The organism is Microcoleus sp. AT3-A2 (genome assembly GCF_036705685.1).
In the GTDB taxonomy this organism is placed as follows: Bacteria; Cyanobacteriota; Cyanobacteriia; order Cyanobacteriales; family Microcoleaceae; genus Microcoleus.
Genome location: NZ_JAUBVF010000102.1, coordinates 1 through 9,746, shown reverse-complemented (window position 1 = coordinate 9,746; position 9,746 = coordinate 1). Strand labels below are relative to the sequence as shown.

Below are 9,746 nucleotides of genomic sequence, written 5' to 3'. Positions count from 1 at the left end.
TTTTGTTGGACGCGCCGCCCCGTTGAATCAGGAAGCCAGCGCTGTACCAATGAAGTGGTCAGCGTCTGGTAGTTCACGTGAAGGTGACACTAATGTTAGACAGAGCGGGTAATTTGCGCTGCGCTCGACCCTTGCCAATCTTAGGTGCACAAAATAGTTAATGCTAGATCAATTTCTCGACGCTTCACCCAATTTTGGAGTTGACGGCTTTTTATTATTGTTGGTTTTGGTGGCTTTGGAGGCTGTACTTTCGGCTGACAACGCGATCGCCCTGGCCTCTATTTCTAAAGGTTTAGAAGATGCCAAGGAACAGCAAAAGGCTCTCAACTTGGGTTTGATCATTGCTTTTGTACTGCGGATCTTACTAATTTTAACGGCTACTTGGGTGATCCAATACTGGCAGTTTGAGCTGCTGGGTGCTCTTTACCTGCTGTGGCTTGTTTTCCAACATTTTACTTCAGATACAGACTCTGAAGGAGAACATCATGGGGCCAGATTTGCCACTGTGTGGCAAGCAATTCCCATGATTGCTTTTACGGATTTAGCGTTTTCTTTGGATAGCGTTACTACTGCGATAGCTGTTTCTGACGACACTTTTATCGTCGTAACAGGCGCTACTATTGGAATTATTGCCCTGCGATTCATGGCCGGGTTGTTCATCCGCTGGCTGGATGAATTCGTTCACCTAGAAAGTGCTGGTTACATCACAGTTGGGTTCGTGGGAATGCGGTTGTTGGTGAAAGTAATTAATCCAGATTTAGTTCCTCCGCAATGGCTGCTGATTTCCAGTATCGTCTTGATGTTTGTGTGGGGATTTTCTAAGCGTACTCCCGAACCAGTCGAGATTACAAAATCTCTAGAAATGGCTCTGAATCAGCCGGATTCAGAAGTTTCTGTGCCAGAAGCTCAAGGACAGAAGTCCGAAAATTAACATACTTTCCTTTGAATAAAATTAGCTTAAATCTGTCAAAACAACAAGATTGAAGGCTGGTCAAAACGTGCAAAAGCCTTTCATCCCGGTGACTTTAGTCTGGGGATGAAAGGCTTTTATTTTGTAATATGGTTTCCTTCACTAGCCGATCGAACTTATAGGAGTACAATTGGGCCTATGGGAAGGCAGTAATCAAAATCGAACTCAGCAATGGTGAGGCTGGTGGGATAGCGAGGGGAATTGGTTGCTGACGGGGTTGGCGGCATATTGGCGATCGATCCGGATCTGATTTAATCCTTGGTTGTGGCTGTATTTTGTGAGGAGAGGGAAAGAGGGCGATCGATGGGAAGGAGTTGCGGGCGATCGGGTTTCATCTATCGGGAAAAAATGTAACCTTTTTGTTGAGTGGCTGCCAATAACCTTTTCTACATAGGGCAACGGTTTTAGATTCTTTTTCCGAGAGGTCTATTAGCAATTAGTCATTAGCTATGGCTTAGGCTTACCGACAAAGAAAGCTAAGGGAGAATTCTCACCACAAGATAACCGAACTTTAGAACCAATGGGAAAAACATTTCCTGTGGTTGTGAGTGCATATAACTTTTCACCCGAAGGTGTTTTTAAACAATAACGATTTTCTCTGCCTAAAAATTGGCGATCGCAAACCACAACAGCCGAATCTTCATCTAAGTATAAACTCAAGTCTTCCTGCCGGATCATCAATTCTCCTTGAGTAGAAACATCACAAGGAACTTTTACAAATGAATCTCTTTTAACAGCAAAACAACCTACTTCTGTTTCCCAAAAATCCTGCTTTAGCGATGCAGAAACAAAATTAGCTTGAGTCACAAACTCAGCCACAAATCGAGATGCTGGTTCTTGATAAACTTCCTCTGGAGTGCCAAACTGTTCTAATTGGCCTTGACGCATCACCGCTACCCAATCTGAAATCGAAAGTGCTTCTTCGCGATCGTGCGTGACAAATACACCAGATGTTCCCGTTGCTTTGAGAATCTCGCGGACTTCTTGACGCAATCTTAGCCGTACTTGTACATCTAAATTACTCAACGGTTCATCTAGTAAAATAATCGCAGGTCTAGGGGCTAAAGCACGGGCCAAGGCTACTCGCTGTTGCTGACCCCCCGATAATTCATGGGGATAACGGTTTTCCAATCCTTCTAATCCCACCAACGCTAATGCTTCGGTGACACCTTTCTGAATATTATGCTTTGACTCTTTTCCTTGATGCGTCAAGCCAAAAGCTACATTTTTTGCGACTGTCAAATGGGGGAAGAGTGCATAGTCTTGAAACACCATACCAATGTCTCGCTGTTCCGGCGGAACTGACATATTAACACTCGCTACAGTTTTTCCTGCTAGAGCGATCGTCCCTGCTTGTAGCTGTTCAAAACCAGCAATTAACCGCAGCAACGTTGTTTTCCCACAACCCGATGGCCCCAACAACCCCAGTATATCTCCTTGATGTAATGTCAGGGTGACAGATGCCACCGCAGGTGATGCAGCTTGGGAATACTGTTTTGTTACACCATCCAAATGCAGAATTATCGGTCGAGCCATTATTGCTATAAATAATCAACAACTTACTATTCTACAATAAACCAGTTTAGTGAGATAAATTGTCATAAAGGCTTGACAAATGTTTACACCTACTGATAAAATAGCAAGCTAGACTTTTTACTAGCAATGAAAAATTCCCAAAAATCCCTACAGCAAACAGGAATCAGGACAGTCCAATGGCTATCAACCTTACGCGGTTTATCCGCTAGTGGGTGGACACTGGCGGTTATCGCTTTAGCATTGCCGATCGCCATACCAGTTTTCAGTGTCTTATCCAGTATCTTTTTTGAAGCTAAAGATACATGGCAACATTTAACCGATACAGTTTTAACCCGTTATATCGTCAACTCTTTATTGTTAATGATCGGCGTAGGCTTTGGTGTTGTCGTGATTGGCGTAGGATGTGCATGGCTAGTAACAATGTGCCGCTTTCGGGCCAGTCGCGTATTTGAATGGGCATTACTGTTACCCTTAGCGGCCCCAGCTTATGTGCTAGCTTATACTTATACAGACTTTTTAGAATTTTCCGGCCCAGTTCAAACTGCTTTGCGTTATATTTTTGGCTGGAGTTATGGAGACTATTGGTTTCCTAACGTGCGATCGCTCCCTGGAGCAATCTTAATGCTAATCTTAGTTTTATATCCCTACGTCTACCTATTAACAAGAGTTGCATTTTTAGAGCAATCAACTTGTACGCTAGAAGCTAGTAGAATACTGGGCTGTAGTCCTTGGCGGAGTTTTATTACAGTTGCCTTACCAATGGCAAGACCTGCAATTGTTGCAGGTTTAGCACTGGCTTTGATGGAAACTCTCAACGATTATGGAACTGTTCAGTATTTTGGAGTTGATACTTTTACCACAGGTATTTATCGGACTTGGTTTGGTATGGGAGAACGAATTGCAGCCAATCAATTAGCGGCCCTGCTATTATTATTTGTTCTGGGTTTGATTTTACTAGAACGCTGGTCTCGCAGTCGGACTAAATATTATCAAGCTAGCAGTCGCTATCGCCAACTGCAAACTTATCAACTTAAAGGAATTCGGGAAAGTTTAGCGGTAATTGCTTGTTTTTTGCCGCTGTTTTTTGGTTTTTTATTGCCAGCGGGTCTTTTAGTCAAGTTGACCTTAGCTAATTGGCAACTCACTTTAGATGAACGCTTTTGGATATTTGCGCGTCATAGTTTAATTTTGGCAACACTGACAGCAATTTTAGCCGTAGTTATTGCCTTGATTATGGCTTATGGATTACGGTTATATCCTAATTTAGGAGTGCAGTTAGGAACTAGAGTTGCGGCAATGGGCTATGCTGTACCTGGTTCTGTGATTGCAGTTGGAATTATGGTTCCCATTGGAAAATTTGACAATCTATTTGATAGTTGGATGCGTGAAAACTGGGGAATTTCTACAGGCTTGTTGTTAAGTGGTACGATCACAGCTTTGGTATTTGCCTATATAGTTCGCTTCCTAGCTGTTTCTTTAAATGCGGTAGAGTCAAGTTTGAGCAAAATTAAGCCTAATTTAGATGATGCGGCGAGAAGTTTGGGTTATAGCCCGATGCAAACTTTAGTTACAGTTCATACACCAATGATGACGGGAGGTTTGCTAACTGCCATGATGTTAGTATTCGTTGATGTAATGAAAGAGTTACCTGCTACTATAATTATTAGACCGTTTAACTTTGATACCTTGGCTGTGCGAACTTATCAACTTGCCTCAGATGAGCGATTGGCTGAAGCTTCTGGCCCAGCATTGGCAATTGTTTTAGTGGGGATGTTACCTGTTATTTTATTAAGTTGGAAAATTGCGCGATCGCGCAAGTCTTCAACAGATTTAACGGTTAACAGTTAAAGGTTAACATTATCCCTTTACAAATCCAGATGATTAATAAAAATTTACCAATGTTTACCCGCACTACTGGCACAATCTTCTTATTACTACTTACTGTTTTTGTCACCTTTGGATGCCAAAAACAGGCGGCTGGTCCCCTCGAAACATTACAAAAAACTAAGCAATGTCCAGGATGTGATCTGACTGATACCAAGTTAAGTGACATTGATTTAACAAGCGCTAATCTCAATGGTGCTAAGTTGGAAGGGGCTATGCTAGAAAAGGCCAAACTTAATGAAGCCTTACTCGATAGCGTCAATCTCAAAGGTGCAAATTTAAAAGGTGCTTCTCTGGAAAAAGCAGGTTTATCTGCTGCTGATCTCACAAATGCTGATTTGAGTAATGCAAATCTCAAGGGGGCTTTTTTGCGAGGGGCAAAACTGAATAATGCCAATCTTAGTAATGCCAATTTAAGTGAAACTGACTTAAATAGTGCTGATTTGACTGGGGCAAACCTGACAGGGGCAAACCTGAAAGGCGCTATAATGCCGGATGGTAAAATTAAAAATTAAAGTGGATTGGATTCGGCGGTTTCAACCGCCGAATCACAAAGAGTAGCTTCTTGTTCAAAAAGCCTCTATTTCCATCCGGCGCGATCGGAAATCTTTAAAGCTTCGGGGTTATTTTTGCCATACACATCAGGGTTAAGAGGGTCAGATTTGAATGTACCAAAACTGGCAACTGCAGGATCGATCGCCACATTTGAAACCACAGGGTATTCGTAATTACTCCTGGCAAAAATTTGTTGCGCTTCGGGAGTGACTAGGTGTTCTAAGAATTTGATCGCGGCTGCTTTGTTACGGGAGGTTTTGACTACACCGGCACCACTAATATTGACGTGGGTACCGCGATCGCGCTGGTTCGGGAAAAATACACCTACTTTCGCCGCGATCGCTTTTTCTGCTGGATCTTTCGATTTCATTAAGCGAGCTACATAATAGGTATTAACAAGGGCAATATCGCCTACCCCATCAGCAACAGCCTTGATTTGCGCCGTATCATTTCCCTCTGGAGGACGCGCAAAATTAGCCACCAATCCTCGTGCCCAAGCTTCTGTTTTTTGAGCTCCATGAGCGGCTAACATAGCCCCAACCAGAGACTGATTATAGATATTAGTGGACGATCGCACTAAAACTTTGCCTTTCCACCGAGGTTCTGTCAGCGCCTCATAGGTTGACAATTGGGCAGGATTCACCTTGCTTTTGTTATAAACAATCACCCGTGCCCGGCGCGATAGACCAAACCAGAAACCTTGAGGGTCTCGCAAACTTGCTGGAATTGACGATGTCAGCACTTTTGAAGAAACAGGTTGCAGGATACCGGCTTGTTTTGCCCGCCACAAACGCCCACCATCAACCGTGAGGAAAACATCAGCGGGGCTATTAGCACCTTCACTTCTGATCCGTTCAATTAGTTGGTCAGCATCCGCCTCAACGAGGTTAACCTTAATCCCAGTTTTTTTGGTGAAGCTTTGGTACAACTCATTATCAGTGTCGTAGTGACGTGCTGAATAAAGGTTGAGAGTGCCGGTTTGGGCTGCGACAGGGGCTTTTTTGCTTAGTTCGCCCACTGCCACGACAGCCATTGCTGTACCGCTGGCAAGAAAAATACGCCGAGAAATGCTCATTGTTCTATAATGATAGATTTTTTCATCTGGTAATTGACATGATGGTCTATCTACAGCCATCTATAGTCATTGCTTTACTATATTAATGCAAGTAATTCTTATTTGATGATCAAAAGCGTAACTATTTTAGGGCTGACGCACTGGTGCCGAGAAATCCGGTCTCGACTTCGCTCCACCGGTAGTTTTTTCACGAAAAAACTTTGTGGTAGCCCGCAGATTAGGTAAAAAATTTGGCGTTGCTCAATTTGAGGATGATGATTGTAGGGCGTCCCGTCTGCTGTGAAAATACACGCCTTCGGGCCAACAGAGCCCATCGCACAAAAAAAAATCAAAATCATGCCGCTATTATGCAACGCCAAATTTAAAAAGATTCCTTCTCGCACTCAAAAAAAAAGCAACAGCCATCTCCCAAGCGATTCGCGTCACCGCCATGTATCAACTACCCGAATTCTCGACCAGACTCAACAGCCACCAAGACCCTGGCTAGCAGTGCACACCCTAAAGTTAGTAAGTTGCACACTGGCATCCTACTGACATATTGCACCATTCTCAATTACTTGTTTAGGAACAGGCCGAAAAGCCTGTTCCACAAGAAAACTCATTCTTTGTGGAACGTGCCGGAGATCCCGTTGTTGACAATGGTGCAGGATCTGAGATCCTACGGATTATTTGTGTCGAATTAGCTCGTAAATTTCCACATAGTCTTTAGCTGGATAGTTCCACGAATTGTCACAATTCATGCCTTGAAGCATGAGTTTTTCAAATTCATCATGATAGTCATACCACAATCCGATCGCCCGATCGAGCGCCGACTCTAAAGCCGAGTAGTCTGTTTGGTAAAACACGTAACCGTTGCGTTCTTCCGGCAGGTGGCGGGTGTCGTAATCTCGATCGAACACAGTATTCACCAAACCGCCAACTCCCCGCACCACTGGAACAGTACCATACCTCAACCCGATCATCTGAGTCAGCCCGCAGGGTTCGTAATTACTGGGAACCACAATCATATCCCCACCCGCGTAAATTAAGTGCGACAGTTCCTCATTAAAACCTAGTTCTAAATGGCAGTCTGGATTATCATTTAAAAACTGTCTTTCGTGCTGGAAATGCGCGTTAATTCCCGCTTCCGTCGCGGAACCCAAAAGCACGAATTGCGCTCCCTTACTCAGAGAGTAATAAATTGCATGGTGGACGAGATGAACACCTTTTTGGTCGTCCAAACGACCGATAAAGGTAATAATAGGCTTGTCAGCATCGCGCAGTAACAGCCGATCGCGCAAAGCTTTTTTAGTTTTGGCTTTTCCTGCCAAATCTTCCTTAGTGTAGTGGTGCGGAATATAGCCATCGGTCTCAGGATTCCACACATCATAATCAATGCCGTTGAGCACCCCGCGAAACTTCTCTTGATACAAATGCAAAGTGTGGCCCAAACCGTAGCCAAACTCGCCGAGGTGAGCTTCCCAAGCGTGGTGCGGCGAAACTGTGGTGACAAAGTTCGAGTAAACAATGCCGCCTTTCATAAAGTTGATAGCAAAAGGGTTAAAGTTATCTCGCAGGCGATCGTACTCAAAATAATAATCCGGTCTGTGCAAACCCGTTGCTTGCAAAATATCGCTACCTCCCATGCCTTGATGTTTGAAATTGTGAATGGTATAACAGACTCGCTGATATTCCATCCAATTGTATTTGTAAATTTCAAACAGCAGGACTGGAACCAAACCAGTTTGCCAATCATGACAGTGAATCACATCGGGACGCTTGTTGCTTCTGAGCAAAAATTCCAAAGCGGCTTTGCTGAAAAATGCAAACCGCATATTGTCGTCATTGCACCCGTAATAACAGCCGCGATTAAAAAAGTTATCTTGAGAGCGAGGTTCGATGAAAAAACACAACTGCCCGTGCACCCAGCCGCACAAGACATCACAGAGGATTTCGCCGCCGTACCAGGGCACAGCCAAATCCCTGTAGGCCTCGTGAAGTCCCCAAATGTGGTCATACCTCATGCAGTCGTACTTGGGTAGAATAACCTCGACGCAGTGGCCGGAATTCTCTAACTCCCGACTCAAACCGTAAACTACGTCGCCCAAACCTCCTGCTTTGATGACGGGGGCGCATTCCGAGGCAATTTGTACTATGTACATTTTTTTTCTAGCTCCTGGATGAATCAAAAAAATATTTTCTTAACTTGACAAAGTATATGATTTCTCGGCAAATAAGCAAGTCGGTCATTGGGAATAAAAGGGCGATCGGGCTCCCAGAAGCCGAATTTGCGGCGGTTGCGATCGGCGATATCGTTTCGGCATTGCTGCAACTCGATCGCAAATTCCGCAAAACATAACTCATCTTCTCGCATTTGTCAACTCAATCTTTTGAGTCAAATCGGCATTTGTCTCGTCTAGTTCCGAATAGCGATCGAATAACTCACTCAAAGCTTCTTCTCCAACAATTTCTCCATTACTGACAAACTTCTCTACCTCCACCGAACCATCACTCAAAAATTCAATTTCCCACCGTTCCCCAGGTACAGCTACAATTACCATCATAGCTTCATCCCGATGATGCGCTAAACTGTAATCGATCGCCTGTTTTTCCAACTTTTGCAAAAATAATATTAGTTGGTCAAATCCATTATTTTTCATCTATCAAATCTCCGATCGCTCAACAATTTGCGAACCATCCTAAAGCCGGGGATATTTTCTTCAGCACCTCTTTCTATTTGCTCCCATATCATTTCGCTAAATTCTTCCCAACTTGGCGAACTTGCCGGAAGCTGTGCTTGTTTTATACTAACTTTTTTACCTTTGAGAATCTCAGACACTTTCATGCCTGCAAATTTGTGTGCAATGTTTCTTCCTCCTTATCTTACATAAATCCCACTCATAAATCTCATAACGCTCGACAAAAATGCAACAAGTTATCCCAAACCCATCGCATCATTTTCACATACTAATAATTTACCTTTGCCCTGATAATACCAAACATAACCCTCCCCACCGCCTTTGCCAAAATGACCTAATTTTCGATAATCTTCTTCAATCCCCTTGGTAAATCCTTTTACTAAATCGCAATCAGCTATCAAAGTTTCACCTTGTTTTAGTTCCACAATCTTAGCCGGTGAATTTGTAGCTGCTACAACAGTAGCTTGTTGCTCGCGCAAAGCTGTAACAGCAATTCTCCACCTACCGTCATTAGAAGCAGCCACTTGTCGAAATTTCAGTTTTTTAGCACCGATAACTACATTGTCCGAACAAAACTGAAATATACCGTCATCAAACTCCCACTGCTCTGCATCCGAAAGGTCGATCGGCATATAATGCAGGAAATGCCCTTTTTGTCTCGGTTCCAGTTTCACCGTACCAGTCCCTTGATATACGGGAGCGTTGTAATCCATTTCCGTTGTTAAAGATACCCACATATCTTTCAAACGGTTATCCGTTTTATAAACACCGGAAGTCAATTTCCCCATACACCAATGCAACGCACCTTTTTGAATTATCACTCCCGAATTATTCAAGTTAATTTCCGCTTGCTGAACCAACGGAATATTTTTAGTTGGATGGTAAAACTTATTGGTTTCAGGATTGATGTTATTTTGGATGTACCACAAATCCGTCGGTTCCAAAACCTTGATTTCGTATTTCATAATTTACCTAGTACAGCTCGGCGTAAGTACACAGACTATATTTATGGTAGAATAACATAGTTAGCTGAGACCCGTTTAGGTGG

General features: G+C 43.4%; 10 protein-coding genes. 4 read left to right on the top strand and 6 right to left on the bottom strand.

The window, feature by feature from the left end; genetic code table 11:
* Nucleotides 1–160: 160 nt before the first annotated feature.
* Nucleotides 161–931 (top strand): TerC family protein, encoded by a 771-nt coding sequence (locus tag QUB37_RS28485; RefSeq protein ID WP_333168514.1) that lies wholly within the window; start codon nt 161–163, stop codon nt 929–931.
* A 486-nt stretch (nt 932–1,417) separates the two neighbouring features.
* Here the strand turns inward: QUB37_RS28485 and QUB37_RS28480 are convergent, their stop codons facing one another.
* On the bottom strand, nt 1,418–2,506 hold the full coding sequence (locus QUB37_RS28480) for an ABC transporter ATP-binding protein (RefSeq protein ID WP_333168512.1): 1,089 nt from the start codon (nt 2,504–2,506) through the stop codon (nt 1,418–1,420).
* A gap of 126 nt (nt 2,507–2,632) precedes the next feature.
* On the opposite strand from QUB37_RS28480, the gene QUB37_RS28475 reads away from it, so the two are divergent.
* Together QUB37_RS28475 and QUB37_RS28470 are read left to right on the top strand one after the other, a co-directional pair.
* Complete coding sequence (locus QUB37_RS28475; protein ID WP_333168511.1) at nt 2,633–4,354, top strand: iron ABC transporter permease; 1,722 nt, start codon at nt 2,633–2,635, stop codon at nt 4,352–4,354.
* A gap of 29 nt (nt 4,355–4,383) precedes the next feature.
* Complete coding sequence (locus tag QUB37_RS28470; RefSeq protein ID WP_333168509.1) at nt 4,384–4,905, top strand: pentapeptide repeat-containing protein; 522 nt, start codon at nt 4,384–4,386, stop codon at nt 4,903–4,905.
* 65 nt (nt 4,906–4,970) lie between these two features.
* Here the strand turns inward: QUB37_RS28470 and QUB37_RS28465 are convergent, their stop codons facing one another.
* Together QUB37_RS28465 and glgA are read right to left on the bottom strand one after the other, a co-directional pair.
* Nucleotides 4,971–6,080 (bottom strand): Fe(3+) ABC transporter substrate-binding protein, encoded by a 1,110-nt coding sequence (locus QUB37_RS28465; protein WP_333168508.1) that lies wholly within the window; start codon nt 6,078–6,080, stop codon nt 4,971–4,973.
* 605 nt (nt 6,081–6,685) lie between these two features.
* The gene (gene glgA / locus QUB37_RS28460; protein WP_333168507.1) at nt 6,686–8,161 is read right to left on the bottom strand and encodes a glycogen synthase GlgA; all 1,476 of its coding nucleotides are present in this window, start codon (nt 8,159–8,161) and stop codon (nt 6,686–6,688) included.
* A gap of 56 nt (nt 8,162–8,217) precedes the next feature.
* On the opposite strand from glgA, the gene QUB37_RS28455 reads away from it, so the two are divergent.
* Nucleotides 8,218–8,358 (top strand): hypothetical protein, encoded by a 141-nt coding sequence (locus QUB37_RS28455; RefSeq protein WP_333168506.1) that lies wholly within the window; start codon nt 8,218–8,220, stop codon nt 8,356–8,358.
* Nucleotide 8,359: 1 nt separating this feature from the next.
* Here the strand turns inward: QUB37_RS28455 and QUB37_RS28450 are convergent, their stop codons facing one another.
* The 3 genes from QUB37_RS28450 to QUB37_RS28440 form a co-directional block, all read right to left on the bottom strand.
* Entirely contained in the window at nt 8,360–8,659 is a 300-nt protein-coding gene (locus tag QUB37_RS28450) for a hypothetical protein (protein ID WP_333168504.1), read from the bottom strand.
* Nucleotides 8,656–8,844 carry a hypothetical protein gene (locus QUB37_RS28445; protein WP_333168502.1) on the bottom strand — a complete coding sequence of 63 codons (189 nt, stop codon included), beginning with the start codon at nt 8,842–8,844 and terminating at the stop codon, nt 8,656–8,658. Before QUB37_RS28445 ends, QUB37_RS28450 begins: the two co-directional genes overlap by 4 nt.
* A gap of 90 nt (nt 8,845–8,934) precedes the next feature.
* Nucleotides 8,935–9,663 carry an AIM24 family protein gene (locus tag QUB37_RS28440; protein WP_333168500.1) on the bottom strand — a complete coding sequence of 243 codons (729 nt, stop codon included), beginning with the start codon at nt 9,661–9,663 and terminating at the stop codon, nt 8,935–8,937.
* Nucleotides 9,664–9,746: the final 83 nt, after the last annotated feature.

Excerpts from the sequence above, each read along its gene's own strand:
- QUB37_RS28485 (WP_333168514.1), top strand. The coding sequence starts at position 161 with ATGCTAGATCAATTTCTCGACGCTTCACCCAATTTTGGAGTTGACGGC.
- QUB37_RS28480 (WP_333168512.1), bottom strand. The coding sequence starts at position 2,506 with ATGGCTCGACCGATAATTCTGCATTTGGATGGTGTAACAAAACAGTAT.
- QUB37_RS28475 (WP_333168511.1), top strand. The coding sequence starts at position 2,633 with ATGAAAAATTCCCAAAAATCCCTACAGCAAACAGGAATCAGGACAGTC.
- QUB37_RS28470 (WP_333168509.1), top strand. The coding sequence starts at position 4,384 with ATGATTAATAAAAATTTACCAATGTTTACCCGCACTACTGGCACAATC.
- QUB37_RS28465 (WP_333168508.1), bottom strand. The coding sequence starts at position 6,080 with ATGGCTGTAGATAGACCATCATGTCAATTACCAGATGAAAAAATCTAT.
- glgA (WP_333168507.1), bottom strand. The coding sequence starts at position 8,161 with ATGTACATAGTACAAATTGCCTCGGAATGCGCCCCCGTCATCAAAGCA.
- QUB37_RS28455 (WP_333168506.1), top strand. The coding sequence starts at position 8,218 with ATGATTTCTCGGCAAATAAGCAAGTCGGTCATTGGGAATAAAAGGGCG.
- QUB37_RS28450 (WP_333168504.1), bottom strand. The coding sequence starts at position 8,659 with ATGAAAAATAATGGATTTGACCAACTAATATTATTTTTGCAAAAGTTG.
- QUB37_RS28445 (WP_333168502.1), bottom strand. The coding sequence starts at position 8,844 with ATGAAAGTGTCTGAGATTCTCAAAGGTAAAAAAGTTAGTATAAAACAA.
- QUB37_RS28440 (WP_333168500.1), bottom strand. The coding sequence starts at position 9,663 with ATGAAATACGAAATCAAGGTTTTGGAACCGACGGATTTGTGGTACATC.